We start from the raw sequence: 26676 nt of genomic DNA on the forward strand, positions 1-26676 counted from the left end.
TCAAATGCTTATCCATCATTGGTTTAAGCGATGAAGTGAATGCTGAGACGTAGAGTTTAGCCTTCGATTTATATCTAATAAACCGATCAGATTAAGGCAGTTTTTACGCTTTTTATCGATTGTTGACTGATAGATGATGCTTGCCATCAACCACCGGTTCTCGTTTTGCGGCTCAAGTGTTCCGCCCCATGACGAACCTTTACAGGAGACGATCATGCTTGAACTCAGACCCTTCAAATCCCTGGGCGGCGCCCATCATGGCTGGCTGGATGCCCATCACCACTTTTCGTTCGCCGAGTACCATGACCCCAAGCGCATGAACTGGGGCAACCTGCGGGTGTGGAACGACGATGTGATTGAACCGGGTACCGGATTCCCGAAACACCCGCATCGGGACATGGAAATCATCACCTACGTTCGCGAAGGTGCGATCACCCATGAAGACAATCTGGGTAACAAGGGCCGCACCGAGGCAGGTGATGTACAGGTCATGAGCGCCGGCACCGGGATTGCTCACAGCGAGTACAACCTGGAGTCGACGGCGACGAAGATTTTCCAGATCTGGATCATCCCGAATGAAACCGGGCTGGCACCGTCCTGGGGCGCCAAACCGTTTCCCAAAGGTCACCGCGAAGGTTTCGTGACCCTGGCCAGCGGCAAGGCCGGCGACGACCAAAGCCTGCGGATCCGCGCCGATGCAAGGTTGGTGGCGGCAAACCTGAAGGCTGGCGAAACCGCCGAGTATCAACTGGACAACGGCCGCCGGGCGTACCTGGTGCCTGCCACCGGAGTCATTGAAGTCAATGGCTTGCGTGCACAAGCTCGAGACGGTGTAGCAGTTGCGCAGGAACAGGTGCTGCGAGTGACCGCCATCGAGGACAGTGAAATCGTGTTGGTGGATCTGGCTTGAGGTACTAAACGCTGGGTGAACAAAGGGTGACCGTTTTGGTCACCCTTTTTTACGTGTTGTCATTGTGGCGAGGGGGCTTTCCCTAATGCCAGTCAGTTAAGCCAACACCAGGTTYGAAACAGCAAAGATCAAATGTGGGAGCGAGCTTGCTCGCGATTGCGGTGTAACAGTAAACATTGATGCCGAATGTAAAACCGTCATCGCGAGCAAGCTCGCTCCCACAGGTTGCGCACCTTAACTGACTGGTATCTCGCCACAGAGTCCTCGATTATTTCGTGCTGATCGCGCTATCCACCAGTGTCTGGGCTTCGCTGACCAACTGCTTGAGGTGATCGTCGCCAATGAAGCTTTCGGCGTAGATCTTGTAGATATCCTCGGTGCCCGAAGGACGTGCCGCAAACCAGCCATTTTCGGTCATGACTTTCAGGCCGCCGATTGCCTGGTCGTTACCCGGCGCCTTGCTGAGAATGCTCTGGATCGCTTCGCCAGCCAGTTGTGTCGACTTGACCTGGTCCGGTGACAGCTTGCCAAGCAAGGCTTTTTGCTCAGGGTTGGCCTTGGCGTCGACGCGTACCGAGAACGGCTCACCCAGTTCATCGGTCAGTGCGCGATAAGCCTGGCTTGGATCACGCCCTGTGCGAGCAGTCATTTCAGCCGCCAGCAAGGCTGGAATCAGGCCGTCCTTGTCAGTGCTCCAGACTCCGCCATCCTTACGCAGGAACGAGGCACCGGCACTTTCTTCGCCGCCAAAACCCAGCGAACCATTGAACAGGCCATCGGCAAACCATTTGAAACCGACTGGCACCTCAAACAGACGACGATTCAGGCGCTTGGCAACGCGGTCGATCAAGCCACTGCTGACCACGGTTTTACCCACCGCCGCATCGGCGCGCCATTGCGGACGGTTCTGGAACAGATAGTCGATGGACACGGCCAGGTAGTTGTTCGGTGCCAGCAAGCCACCGGACGGAGTGACGATGCCATGACGGTCGTGGTCCGGGTCGCAGGCGAACGCCACGTCGAAACGCTCTTTCAGACCGATCAGGCCTTGCATGGCATAGCTCGACGATGGGTCCATGCGAATCTGACCGTCCCAGTCGACGGACATGAAACGGAACGTTGAGTCGACCTGGGTGTTCACCACCTCAAGGTTCAGGCGGTAATGCTCGGCAATGGCCGACCAGTAGCGCACCCCTGCTCCGCCCAGCGGATCCACGCCCAGGCGCAGGTTGGCGCCACGGATGGCGTCGAAGTCGATCACGTTGACCAGATCGGCGACGTAGGTATTGAGGTAGTCGTGACGATGGGTGGTGCTGGCCTTGAGTGCCTGCTCGTAACTGATGCGTTTGACACCGGCAAGCTTGTTGGCGAGCAACTCGTTGGCCTTGGCCTCGATCCACTTGGTGATGTGGGTGTCAGCCGGGCCACCGTTGGTGGGGTTGTACTTGTAACCGCCGCTTTGCGGTGGGTTATGCGACGGCGTGATAACGATGCCGTCCGCCAGCCCCGATGTGCGGCCGCGGTTGTAGCAAAGAATTGCGTGGGAAATAGCCGGCGTCGGCGTGTACTCGTCGCCTTCGGCAATCATCACGGTCACGCCATTGGCGGCGAGGACTTCCAGCGCACTGGCGCCAGCCGGCGTCGATAGCGCGTGGGTGTCGATGCCAACAAACAACGGGCCGTCGATGCCCTGGGCTTCGCGATACAGGCAGATGGCCTGGCTGATGGCCAGAACGTGCCATTCGTTGAAACTCAGCTCGAACGAGCTGCCACGATGGCCTGAAGTACCAAACGCAACGCGCTGGGTCGAAACAGAGGCATCGGGCTGGCCGGTGTAATAGGCCGTTACCAGTCGCGGGATGTCGACCAACAACTCTACGGGTGCCGGTTTGCCCGCAAAAGGACTGAGTGTCATGCAAAACCTCTGAAAAAGAGTGGTTCAGGAATGGGGAGGCAGTTTACTGGCAGTTTGACCAGAGAGCGACGATATCTATCCAGACAAAATCTATCCAGACGTCAGCTGGGTATATTGACGCCCGGTCAATCGAGGAGTTCAAGCCTCAACGCATCTGCCAGCATCGTCAATGCAGCCTCCAGATCATGCTGCCCGCTGAATGTGTGGCTGAGCCTGACGTGCTGCGAATGCAGCCCATGCAGGCTGAACAGTTCACCGGGCGCAATCACCACCTGTTGTTTGAGCATGCGCTGGAAGACCCGCCGCACATCGACCGGTCGTAACGAGCGCGCCCAGATCGTCGCCCCGCCCGCCGGCTCGACAAACTCCAGCGAGTCGCTCAGACGGTCCTGCAGCATCCGGATCATGCGGCTTTTCCGCTCTTTCAACAGCCGCCGCAGCACCAGCAAGTGCTGGTCGATTCGGCCGCTGCTGTACAAACGTGCGATGGCTTTCTGACGAATTGGCGACAGGCGAAACGAGCGCAGCAAAAAATGTCGCTGCAATTGCGCGCTCAAATGCCGTGAAAGCAGATAACCGTAAGGCGCCTCGGGTCCCATGAGTTTTTCGAAGGTGGAAAACACGATCAGGCGATCAGGATCGAGTACATCGCGAAAACGACTTTCATTCGGCTCATGAGCGAGCTCGCCGTACATGTCGTTTTCCAGTACCCAACTGCCGTGTTGCTCCAACAGCTCAGCGGTGGACTGTCGGTTGTCCGACGGCATCAGGCTGCCGCGCGGCATGCTCACGCCCGACGACAGCACCACCAGGCGAACCGCCTCGGTCTGGAGCAAATGCTCGAGCAACTCAAGGTCAAGGCAGCCGTTGCTGTCTATCGGCAATTCGATTACCTGCACGCCAGCGGTCTGGAACAAACGCAAAATGGCCCAGTCGCAGGGCGACTCCACCAGCACGGTCGCATCCTTGAGCTCGAGCACTGCGATCAGTATTTCCAGCACACCCCGCCAGTCGGCACCAATGTAAACATCATCAGCGTGCCAGCAGCGTGCCGGTGAAGTGGTGTAGCGTGCCGCCAGCGCGGTGCGTAACTCCAGCTCGCCACACGGCTGCGAGTGCAGCTGCGGTTGGCGCGGATACTGGCGCACCAATTCCCGCTCCAGCAGTAACAGTGGACTGTCCAGCGACTGCAGAAGCGCCGGCTCATCGATACTCAGGACCAGCATCCCCGGACGCCTCGCGCTGACATAGACCGTTTCAAGCAGATCGTTGCCGCTGCTGAACGACATGTTCAAGGAAACCGGCAACGCGTAGTAACCGGACTTTGCTACCGAATACACCCGCCCTTCTTTCTCCAGCAGCGAATAGGCGTACTGAATCGTTGAAATCGACACGTTCAACCGGTCTGCCAGCTGCCTTAGCGAAGGCAGTTTGATCGGTGCTTCAGTCGCCATTTCATTGATCAGGCTGGTCAGGTATCGGTACACGGCCTGGTAAGCAAAATCGGTTTCCCTTTGCCCCTTCATGAACACTGGCCAATCGCTGTGCAGGTGTTTTTTGAATCGGTCAAACCGGACTCCTTCAACGTCTCGCTGACCGTTCACTCAGCGCGTCACCCACCTCGGATGCTCCTGCGCCTTCAGCACTCAAGCCCGAATCCCCCGCCTCGAGTCCGCCCCCGGACACCGAACGCATGCCGTAGAGTTTGCGGATCAGGCTGACGGACAAACCACTGACGTCGATCATCCATTGCATGACTTGCTCAGGGGCGGTGTAGCCCTGCATCGCTTTGTGCAGCTCGGGCATCGCCACCAACATGCCGGGATGGCAGCGGCGCAAAAAGTGCTCGAGCCCGGCACCGGCGTCGACAAAGGGGGCGAAAAGCAGGCACAGCTGTTGTGTTTCATTGAGCCCCAGTACTTGTTGAGCCTCGGCCGACGCCTGGCTCCGAAGCTCGACCGTTGCCTGCGGATTGCCGTAGACCTCCAGCACCTGCTCACAAAGCCGCTCGGGCAAACGTCGTTTACGCATTTTCAACAACGCCCGTTGTACGTACTCGCTGAATCCGCTTTCGTAGGCCAGGCCGTTCACGTAGCAGGCCTGCAAGCCCCGCAAATGGGCAGAGAGCAAAGGACTGGCGAATTCGTTTTCGCGCAGGTGAACGTCAATTTCATCCGGTTGCAGCCCGAGAAAGTCGGTCAGTAATGGCCAGCGCTCTTCCATGTTGCCGGTCACCAGGTCCTGGATATCGATGTAGTCTGCGCCGCGTCGCGTCTCAAAACTCTCGCGTGGCCGCCACTCGACCGTTTCATGGCCAGCATAAAGCTCGCGATAACAATCGCCGCCCAGCTGATCGAGCGTTGAAAACAATCCTTCATAACTGAAGGCCGGATGAGTGATCGCCGGCAGGCTGGCCTTTTGTGCCTCGCGCATCAGACCGGCCAAAAACAGCTTCTGCTGGCGCACGGTTTCACCGCTGATCAACGCATCGACACCGCCCTCCCATCGGGCCATCTGCGCGTAAAACTCGCCTGTCGCCAGATAGCCGTCGCCACACGCTTCAAACACCCCATCAGCCCCTCGCAAATGGCCGAGCATCAGCATGTTGGTGCGATTCAAATCGCGGCCAGCCTCAGACATCGGTGTCAAATGGCTGAAAGGCACCACCTCGCGGTTGTCGACCATCACCACCTCGACCCGAGGATCGTCGTAGACAAACAGGGCACCGTAGCTCCCATGGATATGCTCCATGACCGTCGGCGTCGTCCCGCCCAGACGTAGCGTGGCGACACGCAGCTGGAAGGTCGTTGGCGCTCTGCCCGCGATACTCAACTGTGCGGCACGCAGGAATGCCAATGTGTAGCAACTGTCGCGCGTTCCCGAGTGCATCATCAGCACCTTGTAAGTACCGATTCTCTCCATTCCCCCGGCAGCCACCACCAGACGCTGGATCAACAGCTGCAATGCAGTGCGTTCCGCGCGCGAAAAGAAACTCAGCAACCGCTGCAAAACTTGCTGATAGACATAGTTCATCGCTTGATCATGAGTTGTGCTCATCGTCATATACCTGATATTAAAAAGTCGGCTTCGAACAAACAATCATTTGCTTGTACGACCTGCGATTGGTGATGGCTGATTACGGCTTATCGTGAGTATCTGCTGTCAAATGCTAACACTTTGATAGTGGTAACCATTTGAAACGATTGTTAAAGAAATAACACTCGCGAATGCGCCGACCGCCCACAACCCCCGAGACAAAGAGTTCCGGCGGCCCGAGGGGACGGCCTAGGACTATTCCGACAACGTCCCACAGACAATGAGTACGAAAAATAAAGAAACCAGAACAGGGCAATACTTCCGTAACTAACACGCGAATCGCTTACTTGCCGTGTTTTAACAGAAGGTGCAGGTGAGCAATGGTCCGTATGCATAGCACCCAAACCCGTGCCCGTTAAAAAGATAGGCCCAGCCATGACTCATTCCTTGAGATGAAATTAATCATGCAATTATCAGGGCTTATATGATGATTAGAAGATACAGATCAGGAGCAAAAACCAGTTCAGTTGCTGAACCGGAAGAGAACAAAGAGGCAGGAGAGGACTGCCCGTCCAACAAAAACGCAAGAGTCCGTCAACACGGACTCTTGCGCAAGCGTCATGCAGGTTCTACTTGAAGCGCCACTCGCTCGTGACACGGACACTCATCCATGTAACGGTGCGCCTGGACAAACTCGCTAAACGGGAAGACCCGGGTCTTGAGTGGCAGCAGTACACGATCAGCCGTCAACTGGTTGATATCGCGTAAGGCCCGCTGCAGTGCGACCTGGTCCTGAATGATCCCCAGTTCCGGTTTGCCGGTGAAGTTACCGATGCAGTGCACGAAGAACTGAATGTTTTTCTGGAATGCTGCGCAGGCCGGGAACGGCGTCTGGTTACCGCCTTGCAGGCCATACAGCACCAGGCTGCCACGAGGCGCCAGCACGTCACCGAGCATCGACATCTGCGGACCACCGAGGCCGTCGAATACCACGTCGACACCGCGGTTGTCGGTGAGCTTGTTGATCTGCATGAGCAGGTCCTGCTCTTCAGTGACGATCACCTTCTCGGCACCCAGGGATAACAGGTACTCGCGCTCGCTGGCCGTTTTGGTCGCGGCAATGACCCGCACACCCAAGGCCTTGCCCAGTTGTACGAAGGACGGGCCGGCACAATGGCTCGCATCGGTGACCAGTGCAAACTGGCCGGGTTTGACCCGTGCCAGATCGGCATATGCAAAGTAGGCAACCAACAGCGGCGTGTAATGCACTGCCGCTTCGATCGGGCTGAGCACATCCGGATAGCGCGTCAGCGCCGAACGCGGCAGAACGATCTGCTCGCCGTAGACGGGATAGTCATTGGGACTTTCTGCCGGGAAGCTGGCGACCTTGTCACCCACGGCCAGATCATCGACACCTTCGCCGACGGCGGTGACCACGCCGGCCATTTCATGGCCAAGGCCTGATGGCAACCGGGCATGGGAAGACGCCAGGTTCTGGCGCCAGAGGATGTCATACCAACTGATGCCGATCGCTTCGACACGCACCTGCACTTCGCCCGGCGCTGGCAGAGCTGCCGCATGCTCTTCGCATTTGAGCACCTCGGCAGGACCAAACTTGTGAAAACGGATCGTGCGGGACATCGCAAACCTCGTCAAAGTAACCTCTAATGCCCTGAACTCTATCTGGGCTTTCTGGCCAAGACCATCAGTGGCTATTAATAGTCGACATGCCTGTCATTGATTCCGCAGCCCCGGCAATACGTCCATCAACGTAGAAAACCGAACCCGCATTGTGGGAAAAATGAATTACTCGGTGCAGAGTAACAGCCTTTCCCCGTAAGATTCATGCCGGCCATTGTTCTCATATGGCCGCTCTCGTCAAGTTTGCTGACTCTGCCAGGACTCCAGATGAATCGTAATGACCTGCGTCGTGTCGACCTGAACCTGTTGATCGTGTTCGAAACCCTCATGCATGAGCGCAGCGTGACTCGCGCGGCGGAGAAGCTGTTTCTCGGTCAGCCGGCCATCAGTGCGGCGCTATCACGCCTGCGCAGCCTGTTCGACGACCCGCTGTTTGTGCGTACCGGCCGCAGCATGGAGCCTTCGGCCCGGGCGGTGGAAATCTTCGCCCTGCTCTCTCCGGCGCTGGATTCGATTTCGACCGCTGTCAGTCGCGCCGCTGAATTCGACCCGGCCACCAGCACCGCGGTGTTTCGCATCGGTCTCTCGGATGATGTCGAGTTTGCCCTGCTGCCGATGCTGTTGAAGCGCCTGCGTGCCGAGGCCCCCGGCATCGTGCTGGTGGTGCGACGCGTCAACTATCTATTGATGCCGAGCCTTTTGGCGTCGGGCGAAATCTCGATTGGCGTCAGCTACACCACCGATCTGCCCGCCAACGCCAAACGCAAAGTCCTACGACGCAGCATGCCGAAACTGCTGCGCGCCGATTCGGTACCTGGCGCCTTGAGCCTGGACGATTTCTGCGCTCGTCCCCATGCCCTGGTGTCCTTCGCCGGCGACCTCAGCGGCTTCATCGATGAAGAACTGGAGAAACTCGGACGCAAACGTCACGTAGTGCTCGCGGTTCCGCAGTTCAATGGATTGGGAACGCTGTTGGCCGGCACCGATATTCTCGCCACCGTGCCGGACTACACCGCCGATGCACTGACCGCCGCCGGCGGCGTACGCGCCGAAGACCCGCCGCTGCCGACACGAACCTTCGAGCTGCACATGGCCTGGCGCGGCTCGCAGGACAACGATCCGGGTGAGCGCTGGCTGCGTTCGCGGATTCAGATGTTCTTTGGCGACCCTGAGAGTCTTTGAAAGGAGGCTGACGCCTCTTTTTTCAAGGGCCGTTAGCTGGATTTAGCGTCACCGAAAAGTCCACTGCTGCCGATCAATAACCCGCGCTACTCCAGCGCCTTTTTTTGGGGGGCGTTATTGGTGCAAACGCTGTGTACTAAAAGGATGTCCCCAACATCAAGGGCCCAAGAAGACATTAGCGGCGAGTGACTGAGATTTGGGCAACTGACGGAATGACTTGCACGCTACAAACACTTAATCTGCTGACTGGCATGTATCGTCAAGGGGCTCCAAATGTCATTTGATTTCCACCACCTCCTGCTTGTATTCACCGCCTACATCGTGGGAGCAGCAAGCCCTGGCCCCAGCAACATGCGCATCATGGGCGTCGCCATGCACCAGGGCAGAAAACCGGCGCTTATGCTGGCAGCTGGTGTAATCAGTGGCTCTTTTTTCTGGGGATCAATGGCCGCCACGGGCGTATCAGCCATTCTGGCCCAATACGCGCAGGCGCTCTTCGCCCTCAAAATAGTCGGAGGGATTTACCTGCTTTTCCTCGCCATCAAAGCTGGCCGCTCCGCCCTCAACGCTGACGAGCGCCTTCAAAAAGAACTGGCTACCGCGACAACCGTTTCGGGCTTTGGCCTTTACCGGCGCGGCCTGCTTATGCACATCACAAACCCGAAGGCGCTGCTGGGTTGGATCGCAACCATGACCCTGGGGCTGGGGCCACACGCGACGCCTGAAACAGTTGTGATTATCCTGGCTGGCTGCGCCGTACTGAGCATCACTATCTTCTGCAGCTATGCGATCGTCTTCTCCACTGCACCGATGATTCGAGGTTATAGACGGGCACGCCGATGGATCGAAGGCACCCTGGGGTTAGTCTTCGGCGCCGCGGGTATAAAGCTGCTGTTCTCGCGAGCTTGAATCCATGACATCGCTCGCTGTTTGTCTGGAGTGGCACCGTGCTACGTCCTAAGTTCGAAAACCATCCACCAACTGCTTGAGTCGCGTGGCTTGTCGCTCAAGCTCGTCACAGGCAAGCAAGGTAGCCCGGAAATTTTCCATGCCTTCCTGGTTGAGGGTTTTGATCTTCGTGATATCAACGTTTAACGAATCTATGACTGCAGTCTGCTCTTCAGTTGCGGTCGCCACGGACTGATTGATTCCGTCAATGTCGCCGATGTGCTGAGTGACATTGCCCAGTCGCTCACCTGCCTGGTTGGCGATAATCACGCCGTTCTGACTGTAGCGCTCACTCTCGCTCATAGTGGATACCGCCTCCCGGGCGCCCACCTGAAGCTCTTCAATCATCGTGTGGATTTCCTGGGCCGACGTCTGAGTGTGGTACGCCAGGCTACGAACCTCGTCGGCTACCACGGCAAAACCACGACCGGCCTCGCCCGCCCGTGCAGCTTCGATGGCGGCATTGAGCGCCAGAAGATTGGTCTGTTCGGAAATGCCCTTGATCACTTCAAGTATGCGTCCGATGTTCTCCGTCTTGCCATTGAGCGCTTCAATGTTGCTGCACGACGCGCGGATTTTTCCTGATAATCCGTTCATGGCATCCATCGTCTGCGTCACCACCTGACGGCCGCCCTCGGCCTGAAGACGGGCGTCCGAGGCTTGGATTGAGGCTTCGCCAGCATTGCGCGCAATTTCCTGAGCCGCGGCCCCCAGCTCATTAATCGCAGTTGCAATGCTATTGGTACGATTGGCCTGATCGTCTGAGTTTGTCATGGAGGAGCAGGAGGTCTGCATCACTCGCTTGGCCACTTCATTGACCTGTTCGGTGGCAGAAGACACCTCACGTATTGAGTGTTGGATGCGCTCCACGAAAAGGTTGAAGTCGTGAGCCAGCTCGCCGAATTCATCCTTGGAGTGAACGTTCAAACGGCGGGTAAGGTCTCCCTCCCCTTGGGCAATATCACGCATGGCTTTACCCATCAGCCTCAAAGGCTGCATCAATACGCGAATGAGCATGCCCAGCAGAAGCAGCGTGATGAACACTGCAATCACCGTGGCCAAAATTGCAGAGGCGCGGAAGTCTCCAAGCGCTTCGTAGGCTTTGTTCTTGTCGATGGACAAGCCGATATACCAATTTACCGAAGGCAGGTCTTTGATCGGGGAGAACATCAAAATCCGCGGACTGCCCTCCTGCTCAGTCTCACTGATGCGGGTACTGAGAGTCGGCGTATTTCGCGGGTAGATATCACTCAGCTGTTTCATCACCAGATCTTTGTCCGGGTGGACCAGCACCTTGCCATCAGCGCTGACCAAAAAGGCATAACCAATTCCGCCCAGATCGAGCGAGCTGACGATCTTCGCCAATGTGTCCAGTGTCAGGTCGCCTCCCACCACCCCAAGAGTCTGGCCGTCATGACTAACCGGCGTCGCAATCGTCATCATCAACTGGCCGGTAGTGACGTCAAGGTAGGGCTCAGTCAATGTGGTTCCCCCAGCAGTCATCGCGTCCGCGTACCAGGGCCGGGTTCGCGGGTCGTAGTCAGCGGGTAAATCGTCCTTTGGCCGGATGGTGAAACTACCGTCACGACTGCCTAGGTAGGTGAAGGTAAACGTCGATAGCAATGACCTCTGCTCCAGCAGGCGCGTGACGCTTTCCGCCGCTGGATCGTTGGCAACCGTCTGTGCAATATGATCAACCAGCAATACCCGTCCAGATAGCCAGGCCTGAACGCTACTCGCCGTGATTTTGCTCATTTCTTCAAGGTGGTCTTCAAGGTTGGTGTGGATGGTTTTGCCCTGGATCGAATCGTTGTACAACGTAAAGGAGGAAAACGCTGCGACGACGACGAACGATGCAGCAAGCAGTACCTTATGACTGAACTTCAAGTTGGCAATCATCATGTTTTATCCGAAGACCAGGGGTGTTGTAGTTGTTATTCGATACCAAGGTGCGTCGATGAGTGCTTGATAACTGCCAACTCCGGATAGGCTGCCAGTTTCTCGATATGCAGTTCAGTACTCTCCAACCAGCGTTCAGTGAGTGAGCGGAAATGCTCCATATCCCGGCAACCATGCGCAGACAGTAATCAAGCGCACCACTGATGAGCTGACACTCAATGACCTGTGGGCAAGAACCGACTACGGCTTCAAACGCCTTTTGCGCGCTGAGCCCCTGCCCTCAGCTAATGCAACCAGCACCAACAGAGAATTGCCTCGTCGATACGCCCCAACGGTTCGAAAGCCCTTAGGGTGTTTCTTCCATTACTCATGTAGAAGGTTTTTCACTTCAATCCATTGGACAGAAATTGCTGCAGACGCTCGCTACGTGGGTTATCCAGAATCTCTGGCCCACCCTGCTCTTCGACAAGGCCTTGATGAAGAAACAGCAGTTGGTTCGAGACCTTGCGTGCAAAGCCCATTTCATGGGTCACCATGATCATTGTCCGACCTTCTTCAGCGAGCCCTTGGATGACTTTCAGCACTTCGCCCACCACTTCCGGATCCAGCGCCGATGTAGGTTCGTCGAACAGCATGACTTCAGGCTCCATCGCGAGTGCACGAGCAATGGCTACCCGTTGCTGTTGACCACCCGAGAGAAAAGCAGGGAATTGATCGGCTACACGGGCCGGCAGCCCCACCTTTTCCAAGTATCGCCGGGCACGATCTTCCGCATCTTTTTTGCTGACACCCAGCACCCGCCTCGGTGCAATTGTGATGTTTTCCAGCACGGTCATGTGGCCCCATAGGTTGAAGTGCTGGAACACCATGGCCAGGCGGGTGCGCAATCGTTGCAGTTCACGATCATCTGCCACGCGCAATCCCAAATGGTTTTTAACCATGCAAATCGGCTTGCCATCCAGACTCATGGCGCCGTCGTTGGGCGTTTCGAGAAAATTTATGCAACGCAGGAAGGTACTCTTTCCGGAACCACTGGCGCCGATCAGGCTGATGACATCGCCTGTCTTGGCCTGCAGAGAAACGCCTTTAAGTACTTCGTGGTCACCGTAACTTTTGTGTAGCCCGTCAACAGTCAATTTGTACATGTTCGCAATCATCCTCTAATGCGGATTGGGAGCAGCAGTGTCGATACTGGGCTCAGTGAGTCGGACCAAGAAAAGCCAGCCAGTGACGCTCGGCGATTCGAAACAGGCCGACCAGCGCAAAGGTCACAGCCAGGTAAATCAGTGCCGCAATCCCAAACGATTGGAAGGTCAAAAAGGTCGCTGAATTCGCGTCACGGGCGACTTTGAGAATGTCTGGAACCGTGGCGGTGAACGCCACTGTGGTCGAGTGCAGCATCAGGATGACTTCATTGCTGTAATACGGCAGCGAGCGACGCAATGCTGAAGGCATGATCACAAAGGCGTAGAGCTTCCAACCTGAGAGGCCATATGCTTTCGCAGCCTCAACCTCGCCATGGGCGATGTTGCGAATGGCCCCAGCAAATATCTCTGTGGTGTAGGCACAGGTATTCAGAGCGAAGGCCAGAATGGTGCAGTTCATCGCATCCCGGAAAAAAGTATCGAGCACGGGCTGCGCATGTATTGCAGCCAGGCTATAGATCCCGGTGTAGCAAATCAGTAACTGGATATAGAGCGGCGTTCCCCTGAACAGATAGGTGTAAAACTGCACCGGCCAGCGCACGTATAACCTGGGCGACACTCGAGCGATGGACAGTGGAATCGACACGATAAAACCGATGAACAGTGAGGCACTGAGTAGCCACAACGTCATGGCCAGACCGGTTATCTGCTGACCATCGCTGAAGAAGAAAGGCCTCCAATACTCCTGCAAAAGCTCGATCATCGCACCGCCTCCCGTGAACCTACGGCGTAGCGCCGCTCAAGTAAGCGCAGGACAAGATTTGAAAGGCTGGTGATGACGAGGTACGTCAATGCAGCCAACACCAGGAAGAAGAATAATTGGTAGGTGCTTTTCCCCGCGTCCTGGGCGGCTTTCACCAAGTCAGCCAGACCGATGATCGACACCAGCGCGGTGGCTTTTAAAATCACCATCCAGTTGTTGCCAAGTCCCGGCAACGCGAACCGCATCATTTGCGGGAACATCACGAAGCAAAAACGCTGAGTGCGACTTAACCCATAAGCAGTAGCGGCTTCGACCTGACCCCGGGGCACTGCCAGCATTGCGCCACGGAAAGTTTCGGTGAAATAAGCGCCGTAAATAAACCCGAGGGTGATGACTCCGGCAACGAAGGGGTTGATTTCGATGTACTCCCAGCCCAATGCCACTGTGATGACGGTCAGCCAGGTTTGCAGGCTGTAGAAAATCAATAACATCAGTACAAGATCCGGCACTCCCCGAATCAGTGTGGTGTAGATCTGCGCTGGCAAACGCAGTAGCTTGAGGCTGGAAAGTTTAGCGCTGGCCCCGATCAGCCCCAGCAGTACGCTGAGCGCCAGGGAAGAAAGGGACAGCTTGATGGTCATCCAGGCGCCTTCGAGCAGCAAAGGGCCAAACCCCTTCAGGCTGAATGCAGAGAACCCCAGTGCGCCTAATAGTGTTTCGAACATGATCAACAACCTATAGCGAAAAGCGCCCATCCAGCGGACGAGCGCCGGGTGATTATTTGCCGCTGTAAAGATTCAGATCGTTGAAATGCTGCTTCTGGATCGAATCATAGGTGCCGTCTTTGTGCAGGGCCTGGATCGCCTTATCTAGCAACGCCTTGAGTTCTGCATTGCCTTTTGCGATACCGATAGCTGTTTTGGAGGGAAGATAAGGGCTCTCCACCGACGGGCTCATTTCGTAGTCAGCGCCCTGTGGCGAGTTGATAAAGCCCAACTGAGCTTGCAACGTGTCCTGTAGAGATGCATCCAGCCGCCCCGCTACCAGGTCGTAATACACCTGATCCTGGTTCTGATAGGACTGGATTTTTACCCCTGCTTTGTCCAGCACTTCTTTGGCATAGGCTTCCTGGATGCTGCCCTGAAAGAAACCGACCGTTTTACCTTTGAATGAAGCTGCATTTTCGCTCAGGCCCGAACCCTTCTTGAACACATAGGAGGTGAATCCGGAAAACAGCTCGTTTGAAAAGTCGATGGCTTTTTCGCGCGCGGGGGTCACGGTCATGGAAGAGAGAATGCCATCGAACTTGCCGGCTTTGAGCCCTGGTATCAGGCCATCAAAATCGCTTTCAACCCATATGCATTTGGCTTGAAGCTTCGCACAAATCGCGTTGCCCAAATCAATATCAAATCCTTTGAGGCTGCCATCAGCCGCCTTGGACTCAAACGGCGCGTAGTTAGCGTCCACGCCAAAACGCAACGTGGTGTATTCCTTGGCCGACACTGCATTCGTGCACAACGCAAAGAACATGATCACATACAGCTTTCTTAGCGAAATCATAAGTACATCCCTAGATATTGTATTTGGATTAAGGGCAGTAAACATCTGACAGCATTGAAACGTGATGCTTGTTATTTGTTGAGGCCAGTGCCTCGACTTAAACATTACCTGAGTGCCGTGATTTTACGTATATGGCAAATTGAACGTTATCACGAGCAAAATGCTCGCCTTTTAGACAGACACTAGTTTCATCATTAACAAGCCACTGACAATCAAAGCGGCCGCTACAATCCGCAACAGAGTGGCCGGCTCGCCCATAAAGAGAATACCTGCTGCGAACGCACCCACAGCACCGATACCAGTCCAGATGGTGTAAGCCGTGCCCAGCGGCAAGCTCTTCATGGAGAACGAGAGCAGCGCAAAACTGGCAATCACTGTTACAAACGTAATAACCGTCGGCGCTAAACGCGTAAACCCCTCAGACTGTTTCATCGAAAAAGCCCAGAAAACTTCAAGTATTCCTGCAATGATCAAACTTACCCAAGCCACGAGCATCTCCTAAAATGCGAGCGAACGGACCGTTAGCATTTGATATGGCTAACACGTTAACTTTTTAAAAAAGACCCCCGTGAGCACGGGGGTAAAGACGGGTTGACCAAACCCTGGCTGCGTGATGCCTGTATTTAATTCACTTGAATGTTGCATCCAGCGCGAACGTAATATCCTTGATCAAGTCTTCCGGATCTTCCAGCCCGACTGAAAAACGCAAATGACCATACTGACGAAACTCTTTGGGGTACTTGTCAAAACCGCCCCGACCTTCTGCGCCTACGTGCACTATCAGCGATTCATCATGGCCTAATGAAACGGCCGACGTGATGATGCGCAGATTTGAAACAAACCTGTTCTGCGTATCAGGGTCACCCTCTACCGCAAAGGCCATCACCGCCCCGTAGCCCTTACCCGCAAATTGCCGGCGCGCCAGCTCATGCTGCGGGTGTGAAGGCAATCCAGGGTAGTAGACGTAAGCAATACGATCGTCAGCATCAAGAAACCGAGCCAGTTTTTCAGCGGTGTTCAGCAGTTGCTTCAGGCGCAGCGGCAGCGTGACGGAACCGCGCATAATCATCCATGCATTGAACGGGGAAATCGTCGCACCGAGGTCAACCAACGCATCATTTTTGATCTTGTTGATCAGCTGATTGGAGCCGATCACAACGCCGCCCATGGCATCGCCATGGCCATTGATGTACTTGGTCAATGAGTGAACGACGAAGTCGACACCGTGCTCACTCGCACGAAAAAAGGGCGGCGGGGTGAACGTTGCATCCACTGAGATCAGTGCGCCATGCGCATGGGCAATCTCAGCCAGCGCTGCAATATCTGCGACTTTAGTGGTCGGGTTGGCGATCGTTTCGGTATGGATCAACTTAGTGTTGGGTCGGATGGCTTGACGGACCGATTCCAGATCACCGACGTCTACAAACGTCGCTTCGATCCCGTAACGTTCAGGCAGGAGTTCTGCGAATAGTCGCCAAACAGCTTGGTAGGTGATATCGCTGACGATGACGTGGTCGCCACTTTTCAAGAAAGAAAAAAACACCGAATGTAACGCGGCGACACCGGTAGCGAATACCACTGAATCCTCACAACCCTCGAGGGCTGCGAGTTTCTTCTCCAGACAGACCTGGTTGTGGCCTTGATTGCGCGTATACACAAGGCCGTCTGGACTCGACCAGTCCATGGTTGCCGGATCTTCGGGCAAGAGATAGGAGTTAGCCATGACCAATGGCGTACGGACGGCACCACTGGTGACATCCGCGACATTCCCGCCATGAACTGCCAGCGTCGCTGCAGATAATGTTGATAGGTTGTGCTTATCGGGACGCATGTCGATTCCTCTGATTTTATTGTTGTGTCATTCGTTGTGAATTCGAACGATTTGTTTAGCTTCCACTCACATCGCTAATGCAAATAACCTTGGGTTGCGTCATATCTTCGTAGGCGAAACGCACACCTTCACGACCCATGCTCCCGTACTTGAAACCACCGAAAGGCATTGCGTCGAAACGATAGTCCGAGGAGTCGTTGATCATGACGCCGCCTGCCTCAAGCCGTTTGGCTGCCTTCATCGCAACATTCAAATCATTGGTGAAGATCCCGGCGTGCAGGCTGTATTCCGGTTCGTTGGCCAACGTCAGGGCCTCATCCAGGGAACCTACGCTCTGGAGTATCACGACAGGGCTGAACACTTCCTCGCACCACAGCTTGCAGTGGCGGTCGACGCTTTCCAGAACGGTGGGTGAATAAAGCGAACCGTTGCGTACATTGCCAAACAGCAACGTCGCGCCTTTAGTAATGGCGTCATTCACCTCCTCCTCGGTGCGCTTGGCTGACGCCTCAGTAATCATAGGGCCGACATCCGTCTGCTCATCCGCTGGATTACCCACGATCAACTGGCTGGTTTTCTCAACGAAGCGTGTTTTGAATGCTTCGTAGAGTGGCGCCTCGATTAAAATCCGCTGGGTGCCAATGCAATTCTGTCCGGCAGCCCAAAAAGCACCCGACACACACGAGTCGACTGTTTCATTCAGATCGCAATCGGCCATTACGATTACCGGGGCATTTCCGCCAAGGTCCATCGCCAGTTTCTTGAGCCCGGCTGTACGCGAGATTTGCTCACCCGTGACGAAGCCGCCCGTGAACGAAACCATGCGTACCGCCCGGTGCGCGACTAAGGCCTTGCCCAGCGCAGCCCCGCCTGTGGCGACTGTCACAACAACTGGAGGCAGGCCTGCGTCGATAAGACAATCCACCAGTTTGATCGCTGATAGAGGTGTGAGCTCAGACGGCTTGAGAACAACCGCATTCCCCCCCGCAATGGCAGGTCCCAATTTATGTGCGACCAGATTGAGGGGGTCGTTGTAAGGCGTGATCGCGACGATTACACCCAGGGGCTCGCGAGTGAACCATCCCTGGCGAGATTCGGATCCGACATAAGCATCGAAAGGAATCACTTCACCGGCATTACGTTTGGCCTCCTCGGCCGACAACTTCAACGTATTGACGCAGCGCAACACCTCTTTTCTCGCCTGCTTCAGCGTTTTGCCCGACTCCGCCACAATCAGTTTGGCAAAGGCGTCCTTATCACGCTCAACCGAGAACGCCGCCTTTTCCAATATGCGTGCCCGTTCATGGCGCGGCAGGTCCTTGGCAATCAAGGCACCCAAACTAGCCGTGTCGACTATCGTGGTGGCCGATGAAGCAGGCATGTCTGCCACCTCACCCACCTTGCTACCGTCAAACGGGCTAAGTACCGTAATGGCCTTATAATCAGCAGCGAGTGAGAGACTCAAGCTATTCATGATTACTTACCTGACTGGGTTTTAATCTTGTGGATGCTCACGATATCGGCGAGCAAGGCAAAGGCAGTTTCAAAGCGACCTGCACCCGCACCCACGACAGTGACAGGCCCGAGAATGGAGGTATTAAAGGTGATTGCGTTGGTTGCTCCACTCACACCGCAAAGCGCGTCATTGGATGGCAGTAACTGAGGACTGACCGAAGCAGAGATCGAACCATCACTCAACTTCTCCGCACTGCCGATCAGTTTCCATCGGGTATTGGCTTTCGTTGCGTCTGCAATATCTTTGGCGGTAATTCCGGAGATACCCTTGCACAGAACATCGCTAGGCTTGAGCTTTGCACCCAGCAGTTCATTCGCCAAAATGACGACCTTCAGACGAACATCATGGCCTTCCACATCTGCTGTTGGATCAGCTTCGGCATAACCCAACTCCTGGGCCTTTGCGACAGCCTCGGAGAAGTCCAGACCAGTTTCCATGCTGGAAAGGACAAAGTTGGACGTACCGTTGAGGATCCCTTTGAAACCGCTGATTTCCGAACCCGCAAGCGACTCCTTGGCCAAACGGATAACGGGCGTTCCGCTCATCACAGAACCTTCGAACTCGAACCGGGCACCGGTGCTTTCAGCAAGCGCTTTCAAACTTTCAGCATACAGCGCCACCGGCCCTTTGTTGGTGGTCACAACGCTAACGCCCTTCTCCAGAGCCCAGCGGCAGAAGGTAGTGGCTGGCTCACCGTCCACAGGATTGGTGAACGTCGCTTCAGCGATGATATCGGCACCCGAGAAGCGGATGACCGTTTCGTTAGCGGGTTCAGCACTGCCGCCTGGCAAGGTTCTGAAGCCCCCTTTTGTGGCAGGCACTGCGGCCAACTCACGAGCATCCAGACCGTCTTTATTGATAATTGAGCCAAGGTAAAGGTCGCTGACGCCGACAATCTTCAGCTTGAAACCCAACTCATCTGCCCAGCGCGAGTTCTTATCGGCAATAAGCTGAGTCAGGGCGCGATTGACGCCGCCGAAGCCAAGTAGAGCAATTTTATATTCAGTCACGACAAAATTCTCATTGTTATGTTTTGGTGCTGAAATAGTAATCCGTTAACGTGCTTTAACGAATATGGCAAACAGAACATTGTTGCGAGCAAAATGCTCGTACAACAGCGCACTCTGCTTTCGCCCGTGCTACTTGGTGCTGGATAAAACAAAAGACGTTACGGTATTTAGAACCCCAGGCAGCGCTGAAATTTCACTCCAGACCCTATGGATACGATCTGAGCTCATAGCCTCAACAGTCAATACAATATCAAGATCACCACTCATCACATTGCATGAAATGACTTCAGGCATAGCTGCAACAGAACGGACAACCTCAGCATCACGCATCCTGTCTTTACGATAAACGAAGATTAACGCATTGATGGGCCCGGCATCCGTGGAGGGCATCCCTTTAATGATCGTATACCCCCTGACGTATCCATCGCGCTCCAATCGTTCAATCCGGAGTCTGACGGCATTTCTGGACAAGTTAACTTTCATTGCAATGTCATTGTGAGCAAGCCGCGCATTACGGGTTAGCTCTTCCAATATTTTCTCGTCGACCTTATCTAAAACACGTTTCATCTCTGACTCCAAACTTATAACGAGCGAGACTCCGTGTCTGTGGACAACGTCCCGATGAGCTGCATCAGTGCGCCAACATCATTAGGAATTGAAATACATTTATCATCAGACCAAGGAGTAGCACCTACCCCTTTTATGACACTGAACGCATCTGACCCATCAGCCACTGCGGCACTCTTCGATGGGTGTGTTGTCGCCAGACAAATCATGGGAATAAGCAAGCTGCGCCTGCTGACACGAGCGGCTCGCAAGCCAATCGCGGTGTTGGGACTGACCAGATAACCACTCTGTTCAAATACCTCATGAATACTGCTGAAAGCATCCGAATCTTCCACGGCCAGCGAGTCGAAAAGTTTTCGCGCCGCCAACCATTCATCTTGCTCTAGCTGAATAGCACCCTCGCCTTCTAATAGTTCCATATTTCGTGCTACTTTTTCTCCACACCGGTCAAGAATACTCCATTGCAAGCGTTCAAAATTCGAGGCCACTGATACGTTCATGCTAGGAGTATTGGTAATACGAATTTTATTACGACTGTAGAGATTAGACTGGAGAAAATTATGCAGGCCGGCGTTAGTATTCGTGGCGACTATCAATTGCTGGATGGGCAACCCCATTTCCCTGGCAATATAACCTGCATACAGCGCACTAAAGTTTCCGGTTGGCACGCTGAAGGCAACTTCTCTCTTAGGCGCCCCGAGTTGTAGGGCGGAATAGAAATAGAAGGTTAGATGTGCAAGCACCCGGACCCAATTCACTGAATTGAACGATATGAGATGCTGCTGCGTTTTGTTGTTGCGTTCAAAGAACTGTTCGCATAGCCGATGGCAATCGGAATAATCCCCATCCACTGCAACGTTTACAATATTCCCTTCGTCAGTACTCAATAAGCGACGTCGATGCTCTTCCGTTATTCCTCTGGAAGGATGCAATACAATTACGGTGACACCCTGGATCCCTGAAAACGCTGTAATCGCAGCAGCGCCCGTGTCTCCCCCCGTGCAACCCACAACAAGCGCTTTCTTTCCCGACTTCAGTAAAGAGTACTCAACCAGGCGAGACATCAACTGGAGGCCAAAGTCTTGATAGACGCCTGCTGGCCCATGAAACAACTCCAATATCCACTCATTACTAGCCGTCTGGTAAAGCGGCGCAACCGCTTTGCTTTTGAAGCAGTCAAACATCTCCTCGAGAATCTGAGACAGCTGATCTTGCGGGATCCAGCCCCCCAGAAAAGGCTCGATCACATGGCGAGCCAACTCATGAAAGGGCAGCCATTCCAACTTGGAGAGTTCCTCGCTTTTGAAGCAGGGAACCTTGCACGGCACGAACAAACCTCCATCCGGCGCGTACGAGCCCATCAGTACCTCGCTGAATTCGAATGTTCTACCAGGCGTCCGTGTGCTGACGTACTTCATGATCTTAGACACCCTCTCGCCATCTACGAGCTTGCCACCCGCAAGGCGGTGCTCTGCTGAAATTCAATGCGGCGATTTTTATCGCCTGCTACCAGCTTCATGCCATTGACTATAAAAGTCAATATAGTGACTATTCAATCTGTCCAACGGCATTCGGCGCCGCTGCAGGAAGGTACCTTGTCGCTTACCGTTTCCAACAGGTCAGGGACACTAACGCTTAGAAATTCGGGAGAACACCATGTGTACCAGGGGCTTGCTGCACTCGCTTTATCAGTACAAGGCATGGTCTGAGGAGGCGCTATTCAAGTGCCTGAAAGCACCAGCGGCAACGTCCTTTCCAGTAGAAATGGAGAAGGCCTGCTATTGGCTCAGCCACATCAATATTGTTGATCAACTGTTCATCGCCCGACTGCAAGGAAAGCCAGACGAGTTTGATGACGTCGTCACCGAACAACGGCATGACATCAGTCAGTTGGAGGAGGATTTTTCGAGAGCAAATCAATGGTTTGTTAACTACACAAAATCCGTCACGACAATGGAGCTGTCTGATCCAGTGGCGTTTAATTTCAAGGACGGAAAACCGGGCAACATGACCAAGGAACAAATCCTTGCCCATGTACTTTCCCATGGTCTACAGCATCGAGGGGGTATCGGCACGATCCTGCCACGGGAAATCCTGCAGGATCACAAGGACCATTTCACAACGTTTTTGAAACTCTAGGCACCAGTTTTCCTGCCTCATCAAGGAGGATGGGTCAGGTTTTCTCTTTCGATGTCCCACCCGATATTCAGCTCAGTTCAAGCTCGTCGATCACCGCGGCAATTCGCTTCCGCCCTTCCCCAGTTTTAGTTCTGAGCGGCAGTGGCAAGCTCGGAGAGTGGGTAAAACCACGAAGCTCCGCTGCTGTCGCTATCACGCGCAAGCTTCCTCCGAATTGCTTGAATAATGTCCAGAGCGGCTTTAATGACTCAGAAAGGCGTGCAGCCTCGCAGGCATCACCTGACAATGCGGCTCGCGTGATTGCAAGCGCAGTGTTGGGGAACAGCCCTCCCATGACGGAGTACCAAGCGTCACAGCCAGCACTCATGCCGACAGCAGCAAACGCATCACCACTTATTCCGATCGTAACGTGGCTCGGAATCAGCCTTCGAAGACGATCCACACGCGACTTGGCCAAATAGGGTTCTTCGGGAACGCCCGGGATTTTGATTGAGCTCACATTGGGTAGCTCGGCAATGCGCCCATGCAGCTCATCAGTAAATTCGAAATGAGTAGTACCAGGATTGTCATAGACACATAGCGGGACTGAGATATTGGCCGTAACCGTTTCATACAGCGAAAAAACATCGTCCTGAGACAATTTCTGATAGGAAACGGGTGGCAGCAACAAGGCTTTGACCCCCACCATCTGTGCTTCCTCGGCGAGCAACAGCACGTCGCGGGTGCGCACCGATCCAATACTGACCATGACAGGCACATCCCCCGCCGCCTCTACCGCCAACTGCGCAACTCGAGAACGCTCAGCCCGAGAAAGATACGCATAGCTTCCTGTAGACCCGAGAGCACCAATGGAATCTACTTTTGCAGCCACCAGTTGCTGCACAAGACGAGTGAAGGCATTTTCATCCACACCTTGCTCATTCATTGGCGTCAAAGGAAATGCGCTAAGACCGGTAAACATCGTTCATCACTCCAGGCTTTCGCCTATCGATTAATTGGCTCCGGGACCAATCAGCAAACTCTCAATCTGGACGCCTGGCATCATCCCTTGCAGGCCTTCAATCAGCTTGTCGCCGGCTTCAGTCAACGCTTCAAGCGGCATGTCCGGCAAACTTTCCAGAATGAACCACATGTGTTTTGCATCAGCGCTCAGCCGAGTTCTGACACCTTGCCGCCAATTCCAGCGGCGGCATGTCACACCTTTATCATCGCGCCATACCACTTCGCCAGCGTCTGGATACTCGTGAGCAGGAGCACCTTCTTTCATGGTGTCAAACGGCTCGGTGCCATCGGCGACTACAAGCTGCGGAGAGCCTTCATAGGCCTCTATGTTTTCCCCGCCGACCGGGATCGCGTACTCGATACTGATGGCATTGTAGAGGTCGACGATGGGGTCCAGGCTCGGCAAGCTGCCGTCACGTAAAACCCGCTTACGCAACGCTTCGGCTGAGCAAGGAGTCCGTTGCGGCTTAGCCCCAAATTTTCGAAAGGTATCTGCCCATGCTGCCAGATGGGCTTCTCCCCAGGCTGGGTCGCCCGACAGTGCCGCCTTGCAAGCACGGTCCAAAGCCGCCTGAGCAACATCGGGATGGGTCAGAGGCGCAGCTTCCACCACAATGCTCAGAGCCCTGAAGCCCGGAGCCAGCTCTGTAATGGCTTGGTCGATTAACGGCAGTACAGACAGCATCAAAAAACTCCAGTGATCCACATGTCATCTTATGCTAGCCATTGCCGACCAAAATAGTCAATATATCGACCAATCTAGCCTAATGTAACCACCGAGTTGATTGACGAGACTATCGTCAACAGTCGAGAATCCCTGCACATTTTTTCCTCATGATCATTACTAATGACCATAAATACCGGTATATCGACCGCCCCTGGCGCTGACGCTCAGACCGTGAGCCTGGCCGTCGCGCGCACGCTTAAACAAGCACGAAAGGCGCAGAAAATTACCCTGGACGAGCTTTCCCGTCGCTCTGGGGTGAGCAAGGGAATGGTTGTTGAAATAGAGAAATGTACGGCGAATCCCAGCATTGGCATCCTTTGCAAAATCGCTGCTGCGCTGGGCCTGTCAGTTGCAGACATCGTCAATGTGACCGAAGCACCTTCTGCCCATATTATCGACAGTCAAGACATCCCCACTCTCTGGACTGGAGACCTCGGAGGGTCAGCGCGGCTTCTTGCGGGCACCACAGGCCCCAACATGATCGAACTATGGCGCTGGGAAATGCTTCCAGGAGAATTCTTCACGTCGCCAGGACACCCTCAGGGCACGCTTGAACTGTTTCATGTGGAGAAAGGGACGCTGAAGTGTGTGGTAGGGGAAACTGAATTGGTCATCCCCGCTGGAAGCTCCGCAGTGGCGAAAACCGATGTTCCTCACTCTTATTCCAACGCTGGCAGATCCAAGCTGGTTTTCACTATGTCCGTTACGGAGATGCATCAGTAGCCAACCGGCGGAATAAACCGCCCAGCCAATTTAAATGAGCGTTCCACCGAAAACCACCAAGTATCATACTCAATTTCAGTCAGAATCCCCGTTCGCGATCACTCGTGTGAGGGTACGAGCGGGGGGCAAGATTGGGGGCAAACTCTCTCCACTAAAAAGTATGCCCCCAACCATGACTTTCCACCTTGAGACATTACAAGACGAAAGCTTCGGTGATGCTCGAGTCGGCCGCTCGGCGATCTCACGGTCAGCGAAAGATCGCCATTCGCAGCTATAACTTATTCACTGCAGCGCATTCGTTTTATGTCCCTTTGCGGCGGTTCTCCGAACAGACGGCTGTATTCGCGACTGAACTGCGACGAGCTTTCATAGCCCACCAATCCTCCCGCACTGCTTGCGTCGACATTCTGACTTAGCATCAATTGTCGAGCCGCTTGCAGCCGCAATTGTTTCTGATACTGCAGCGGACTCATGCCCGTTACGGTGCGGAAATGCTGGCGAAAGGTAGACGGACTCATGTGTGCATTCGCCGCCAAGTCGTCCATGCGTAGCGCATGGCGAAAGTTAAGTTTCAGCCAGGCAAGCGTCTTGGCGATGTGTTGGCTCGGTGAACCCGCGGCGACGACATGTAGCAACTGCGCACCATGAGCACCGTTTAACAGGCGAGCTATGATCTCTTCCTTGATCAGCGGCGCGAGTGTTTCAAGCAGTTCAGGCTCGCTGAGTAGTCCGACCAAACGCTCCAGCGCATCAAGCACCGCGGCGTCCAGCGCCTGTACGGTGATTGGCCGGAACCCTTCATCCTTCATGCGCTGAGACAACCGCATGCGCTCGGCGAGCTGTATCACCGTGGCGCTGTCGAACGTAAGCATCATGCCCAGAAATGGCTGTGCAACGCTCGCTTGGGTCACATGTGAAATGACCGGTAGGTCAACGCTGGTAACCATCGACTGACCGGGCGCGTAACTAAGCACTTCCTCCCCCACCATGACCTGCTTGCAGCCTTGCAAGGTCACGCCAATGCCCAGTCCGTAGATACAGTGCACAGGTGCAGTGGAAGATTTGCGTCGATGCAGGCTCAGGCCGGGAACGGCGGTGATCAGGTCGCAATCACTGCGCACAATCTGGCTGACGACGCCGGCGAGACGACTTGTGTTGGTGGCAGTTTGGGGACTTTTGGTAGCAGATTGCACAGTGCTCTCCTTGAAAACATGAAGTCTATAGCTGGTCACGAACGATGCCGTTGCTCGCACGAACAATGTCTGCCATGACCGCCAGGGCAATCTCCGCCGGGGTCTTGCTCTCCAGTCTTAAGCCGAGGCCGCCGTCCTGCATGGGCCATGGGTGCCAATTACCCATGGCGACCATGCACTGAGTCCTACCGTGGACCTTAAGCCTGGTCGGTGGGCATGATCCACAGTTCGCTGACGGCGGCATGGCGTGGCCGGGTGACCATGTAAACCACGCCATCGGCGATGTCCTCGGCCTGCAGCACCTCGGTGCTCTCGTAGAACGCATCGATGCTGTCGCGCATCGTTCCACTGTTATGCGAGCCCAACTCCGTGTCGACACCGCCAGGCTCCAGCACGCCCACGCGCACATGCTTCTTGGTGATCTCCTGACGCAGGGATTCGGTAAATCCGTTCACGCCAAATTTGGTCATGTTGTACACGCCATAGTTGGCCCAGGCTACACGGCCAGCAATCGATGAGATGTTGACGATATCAGCGACCCGGCGAGGCCCGTTTTCGGCTGCAGTCAACAGGTGCGGCAAAGCCGCGTTGGTTATGTACAACAGGCCTTTCTGGTTGATCGCAATCATCCGCTCCCATTCCTCGGGATCGGCGCCGACAATAGGGCCAAGCAGCATCAGGCCTGCGTTGTTGACCAGAATGTCCAGCCGCCCGAACCGTTCGACGACCGTCTGAACAGCCGCCTCGGATTGGGCGCGGTCGGTAATATCGGCAAGCACCGCGAGGGCGCTGCCGCCCGCCGCCTGGATTTGCGTAGCGAGAGCATCCAATCGGTCCTGGCGGCGAGCAATCAGGGCGACGCTGGCGCCCCGTGCAGCGAGCGCCAGCGCCGTGGCGTGGCCAATTCCGCTACTGGCTCCGGTGACAATGGCGACGGTGCCCGAGAGTGTTGATGTCATGAATGTGTCC

The 26676-nt window shown here is 54.9% G+C and carries 24 protein-coding genes and 2 pseudogenes; 5 read left to right on the top strand and 21 right to left on the bottom strand.

Features of this window, described 5'->3' with window-relative positions; genetic code table 11:
• The first annotated feature begins 214 nt into the window (after positions 1-214).
• Positions 215-910, top strand: a complete 696-nt coding sequence (locus tag AC1DIG_RS01285) for a pirin family protein (protein WP_477765791.1) — start codon at positions 215-217, stop codon at positions 908-910.
• A 268-nt stretch (positions 911-1178) separates the two neighbouring features.
• Here AC1DIG_RS01285 and pgm read toward each other — a convergent pair whose 3' ends face one another.
• The 4 genes from pgm to AC1DIG_RS01305 all read right to left on the bottom strand — a co-directional run bounded on the left by pgm (position 1179) and on the right by AC1DIG_RS01305 (position 7502).
• Positions 1179-2825 carry a phosphoglucomutase (alpha-D-glucose-1,6-bisphosphate-dependent) gene (gene pgm, locus AC1DIG_RS01290; RefSeq protein WP_477765792.1) on the bottom strand — a complete coding sequence of 549 codons (1647 nt, stop codon included), beginning with the start codon at positions 2823-2825 and terminating at the stop codon, positions 1179-1181.
• Between the two features lie 125 nt (positions 2826-2950).
• Entirely contained in the window at positions 2951-4351 is a 1401-nt protein-coding gene (locus AC1DIG_RS01295) for an aminotransferase-like domain-containing protein (RefSeq protein WP_477765793.1), read from the bottom strand.
• 55 nt (positions 4352-4406) lie between these two features.
• Positions 4407-5882, bottom strand: coding sequence for a hypothetical protein (locus AC1DIG_RS01300; RefSeq protein ID WP_477765794.1), 1476 nt, complete (start codon positions 5880-5882; stop codon positions 4407-4409).
• 597 nt (positions 5883-6479) lie between these two features.
• Positions 6480-7502 (bottom strand): zinc-dependent alcohol dehydrogenase family protein, encoded by a 1023-nt coding sequence (locus AC1DIG_RS01305; RefSeq protein WP_054597238.1) that lies wholly within the window; start codon positions 7500-7502, stop codon positions 6480-6482.
• A 267-nt stretch (positions 7503-7769) separates the two neighbouring features.
• On the opposite strand from AC1DIG_RS01305, the gene AC1DIG_RS01310 reads away from it, so the two are divergent.
• Entirely contained in the window at positions 7770-8684 is a 915-nt protein-coding gene (locus AC1DIG_RS01310; RefSeq protein ID WP_054597237.1) for a LysR family transcriptional regulator, read from the top strand.
• Between the two features lie 273 nt (positions 8685-8957).
• Positions 8958-9593 (top strand): LysE family translocator, encoded by a 636-nt coding sequence (locus AC1DIG_RS01315; protein ID WP_477765795.1) that lies wholly within the window; start codon positions 8958-8960, stop codon positions 9591-9593.
• 48 nt (positions 9594-9641) lie between these two features.
• Here the strand turns inward: AC1DIG_RS01315 and AC1DIG_RS01320 are convergent, their stop codons facing one another.
• From AC1DIG_RS01320 to thrC, 12 genes and pseudogenes are all read right to left on the bottom strand, one after another.
• On the bottom strand, positions 9642-11531 hold the full coding sequence (locus tag AC1DIG_RS01320; RefSeq protein ID WP_477766066.1) for a methyl-accepting chemotaxis protein: 1890 nt from the start codon (positions 11529-11531) through the stop codon (positions 9642-9644).
• Positions 11532-11566: 35 nt separating this feature from the next.
• Positions 11567-11846, bottom strand: a pseudogene (locus AC1DIG_RS01325) (Lrp/AsnC ligand binding domain-containing protein); the annotation flags it as partial.
• A gap of 68 nt (positions 11847-11914) precedes the next feature.
• Positions 11915-12676 carry an ABC transporter ATP-binding protein gene (locus AC1DIG_RS01330; protein WP_477765796.1) on the bottom strand — a complete coding sequence of 254 codons (762 nt, stop codon included), beginning with the start codon at positions 12674-12676 and terminating at the stop codon, positions 11915-11917.
• A 52-nt stretch (positions 12677-12728) separates the two neighbouring features.
• On the bottom strand, positions 12729-13439 hold the full coding sequence (locus AC1DIG_RS01335; RefSeq protein ID WP_477765797.1) for an ABC transporter permease: 711 nt from the start codon (positions 13437-13439) through the stop codon (positions 12729-12731).
• Complete coding sequence (locus tag AC1DIG_RS01340; protein ID WP_477766067.1) at positions 13436-14164, bottom strand: ABC transporter permease; 729 nt, start codon at positions 14162-14164, stop codon at positions 13436-13438. Before AC1DIG_RS01340 ends, AC1DIG_RS01335 begins: the two co-directional genes overlap by 4 nt.
• Positions 14165-14216: 52 nt before the next feature.
• Positions 14217-14999, bottom strand: a complete 783-nt coding sequence (locus tag AC1DIG_RS01345) for a transporter substrate-binding domain-containing protein (RefSeq protein WP_477765798.1) — start codon at positions 14997-14999, stop codon at positions 14217-14219.
• Positions 15000-15170: 171 nt separating this feature from the next.
• Positions 15171-15488, bottom strand: a complete 318-nt coding sequence (locus tag AC1DIG_RS01350; RefSeq protein WP_477765799.1) for a DMT family transporter — start codon at positions 15486-15488, stop codon at positions 15171-15173.
• 139 nt (positions 15489-15627) lie between these two features.
• On the bottom strand, positions 15628-16830 hold the full coding sequence (locus tag AC1DIG_RS01355; protein ID WP_477765800.1) for a trans-sulfuration enzyme family protein: 1203 nt from the start codon (positions 16828-16830) through the stop codon (positions 15628-15630).
• A 55-nt stretch (positions 16831-16885) separates the two neighbouring features.
• Positions 16886-18304: an aldehyde dehydrogenase family protein gene (locus tag AC1DIG_RS01360; protein WP_477765801.1), complete on the bottom strand. Its 1419-nt coding sequence runs from the start codon at positions 18302-18304 to the stop codon at positions 16886-16888.
• A gap of 2 nt (positions 18305-18306) precedes the next feature.
• Positions 18307-19356: a homoserine dehydrogenase gene (locus AC1DIG_RS01365; RefSeq protein ID WP_477765802.1), complete on the bottom strand. Its 1050-nt coding sequence runs from the start codon at positions 19354-19356 to the stop codon at positions 18307-18309.
• 129 nt (positions 19357-19485) lie between these two features.
• Complete coding sequence (locus AC1DIG_RS01370) at positions 19486-19923, bottom strand: Lrp/AsnC family transcriptional regulator (RefSeq protein ID WP_413695449.1); 438 nt, start codon at positions 19921-19923, stop codon at positions 19486-19488.
• A gap of 14 nt (positions 19924-19937) precedes the next feature.
• Positions 19938-21341 carry a threonine synthase gene (gene thrC, locus AC1DIG_RS01375; RefSeq protein WP_477765803.1) on the bottom strand — a complete coding sequence of 468 codons (1404 nt, stop codon included), beginning with the start codon at positions 21339-21341 and terminating at the stop codon, positions 19938-19940.
• A 238-nt stretch (positions 21342-21579) separates the two neighbouring features.
• On the opposite strand from thrC, the gene AC1DIG_RS01380 reads away from it, so the two are divergent.
• Positions 21580-22062 carry a DinB family protein gene (locus AC1DIG_RS01380; protein ID WP_477765804.1) on the top strand — a complete coding sequence of 161 codons (483 nt, stop codon included), beginning with the start codon at positions 21580-21582 and terminating at the stop codon, positions 22060-22062.
• A gap of 67 nt (positions 22063-22129) precedes the next feature.
• Here the strand turns inward: AC1DIG_RS01380 and AC1DIG_RS01385 are convergent, their stop codons facing one another.
• Entirely contained in the window at positions 22130-23023 is an 894-nt protein-coding gene (locus AC1DIG_RS01385; RefSeq protein WP_477765805.1) for a dihydrodipicolinate synthase family protein, read from the bottom strand.
• Positions 23024-23053: 30 nt separating this feature from the next.
• A complete protein-coding gene (locus tag AC1DIG_RS01390) occupies positions 23054-23749 on the bottom strand; it encodes a B3/B4 domain-containing protein (RefSeq protein WP_477765806.1) in 696 nt (231 codons plus the stop codon).
• Between the two features lie 162 nt (positions 23750-23911).
• Between AC1DIG_RS01390 and AC1DIG_RS01395 the strand changes: the two genes are divergently transcribed.
• Complete coding sequence (locus AC1DIG_RS01395) at positions 23912-24514, top strand: helix-turn-helix domain-containing protein (protein ID WP_477765807.1); 603 nt, start codon at positions 23912-23914, stop codon at positions 24512-24514.
• Between the two features lie 278 nt (positions 24515-24792).
• On the opposite strand, the gene AC1DIG_RS01400 is transcribed toward AC1DIG_RS01395, so the two are convergent.
• The 3 genes and pseudogenes from AC1DIG_RS01400 to AC1DIG_RS01410 all read right to left on the bottom strand — a co-directional run bounded on the left by AC1DIG_RS01400 (position 24793) and on the right by AC1DIG_RS01410 (position 26666).
• A complete protein-coding gene (locus AC1DIG_RS01400) occupies positions 24793-25707 on the bottom strand; it encodes an AraC family transcriptional regulator (protein WP_477765808.1) in 915 nt (304 codons plus the stop codon).
• 25 nt (positions 25708-25732) lie between these two features.
• Positions 25733-25834: pseudogene (locus AC1DIG_RS01405) on the bottom strand (XdhC family protein); the annotation flags it as partial.
• A gap of 70 nt (positions 25835-25904) precedes the next feature.
• A complete protein-coding gene (locus tag AC1DIG_RS01410) occupies positions 25905-26666 on the bottom strand; it encodes an SDR family NAD(P)-dependent oxidoreductase (RefSeq protein ID WP_477765809.1) in 762 nt (253 codons plus the stop codon).
• Positions 26667-26676 lie beyond the last annotated feature (10 nt).

Source organism: Pseudomonas sp. 05N431 (assembly GCF_056397005.1).

Excerpts from the sequence above, each read along its gene's own strand:
- AC1DIG_RS01385 (WP_477765805.1), bottom strand. The coding sequence starts at position 23,023 with ATGTTTACCGGTCTTAGCGCATTTCCTTTGACGCCAATGAATGAGCAA.
- AC1DIG_RS01330 (WP_477765796.1), bottom strand. The coding sequence starts at position 12,676 with ATGTACAAATTGACTGTTGACGGGCTACACAAAAGTTACGGTGACCAC.
- AC1DIG_RS01305 (WP_054597238.1), bottom strand. The coding sequence starts at position 7,502 with ATGTCCCGCACGATCCGTTTTCACAAGTTTGGTCCTGCCGAGGTGCTC.
- AC1DIG_RS01390 (WP_477765806.1), bottom strand. The coding sequence starts at position 23,749 with ATGCTGTCTGTACTGCCGTTAATCGACCAAGCCATTACAGAGCTGGCT.
- AC1DIG_RS01395 (WP_477765807.1), top strand. The coding sequence starts at position 23,912 with ATGACCATAAATACCGGTATATCGACCGCCCCTGGCGCTGACGCTCAG.
- AC1DIG_RS01360 (WP_477765801.1), bottom strand. The coding sequence starts at position 18,304 with ATGAATAGCTTGAGTCTCTCACTCGCTGCTGATTATAAGGCCATTACG.
- AC1DIG_RS01310 (WP_054597237.1), top strand. The coding sequence starts at position 7,770 with ATGAATCGTAATGACCTGCGTCGTGTCGACCTGAACCTGTTGATCGTG.
- AC1DIG_RS01315 (WP_477765795.1), top strand. The coding sequence starts at position 8,958 with ATGTCATTTGATTTCCACCACCTCCTGCTTGTATTCACCGCCTACATC.
- AC1DIG_RS01380 (WP_477765804.1), top strand. The coding sequence starts at position 21,580 with ATGTGTACCAGGGGCTTGCTGCACTCGCTTTATCAGTACAAGGCATGG.
- AC1DIG_RS01345 (WP_477765798.1), bottom strand. The coding sequence starts at position 14,999 with ATGATTTCGCTAAGAAAGCTGTATGTGATCATGTTCTTTGCGTTGTGC.
- thrC (WP_477765803.1), bottom strand. The coding sequence starts at position 21,341 with ATGAAGTACGTCAGCACACGGACGCCTGGTAGAACATTCGAATTCAGC.
- AC1DIG_RS01340 (WP_477766067.1), bottom strand. The coding sequence starts at position 14,164 with ATGTTCGAAACACTATTAGGCGCACTGGGGTTCTCTGCATTCAGCCTG.
- AC1DIG_RS01320 (WP_477766066.1), bottom strand. The coding sequence starts at position 11,531 with ATGATTGCCAACTTGAAGTTCAGTCATAAGGTACTGCTTGCTGCATCG.
- pgm (WP_477765792.1), bottom strand. The coding sequence starts at position 2,825 with ATGACACTCAGTCCTTTTGCGGGCAAACCGGCACCCGTAGAGTTGTTG.
- AC1DIG_RS01285 (WP_477765791.1), top strand. The coding sequence starts at position 215 with ATGCTTGAACTCAGACCCTTCAAATCCCTGGGCGGCGCCCATCATGGC.
- AC1DIG_RS01300 (WP_477765794.1), bottom strand. The coding sequence starts at position 5,882 with ATGAGCACAACTCATGATCAAGCGATGAACTATGTCTATCAGCAAGTT.
- AC1DIG_RS01355 (WP_477765800.1), bottom strand. The coding sequence starts at position 16,830 with ATGCGTCCCGATAAGCACAACCTATCAACATTATCTGCAGCGACGCTG.
- AC1DIG_RS01335 (WP_477765797.1), bottom strand. The coding sequence starts at position 13,439 with ATGATCGAGCTTTTGCAGGAGTATTGGAGGCCTTTCTTCTTCAGCGAT.
- AC1DIG_RS01410 (WP_477765809.1), bottom strand. The coding sequence starts at position 26,666 with ATGACATCAACACTCTCGGGCACCGTCGCCATTGTCACCGGAGCCAGT.
- AC1DIG_RS01295 (WP_477765793.1), bottom strand. The coding sequence starts at position 4,351 with ATGAAGGGGCAAAGGGAAACCGATTTTGCTTACCAGGCCGTGTACCGA.
- AC1DIG_RS01370 (WP_413695449.1), bottom strand. The coding sequence starts at position 19,923 with ATGAAACGTGTTTTAGATAAGGTCGACGAGAAAATATTGGAAGAGCTA.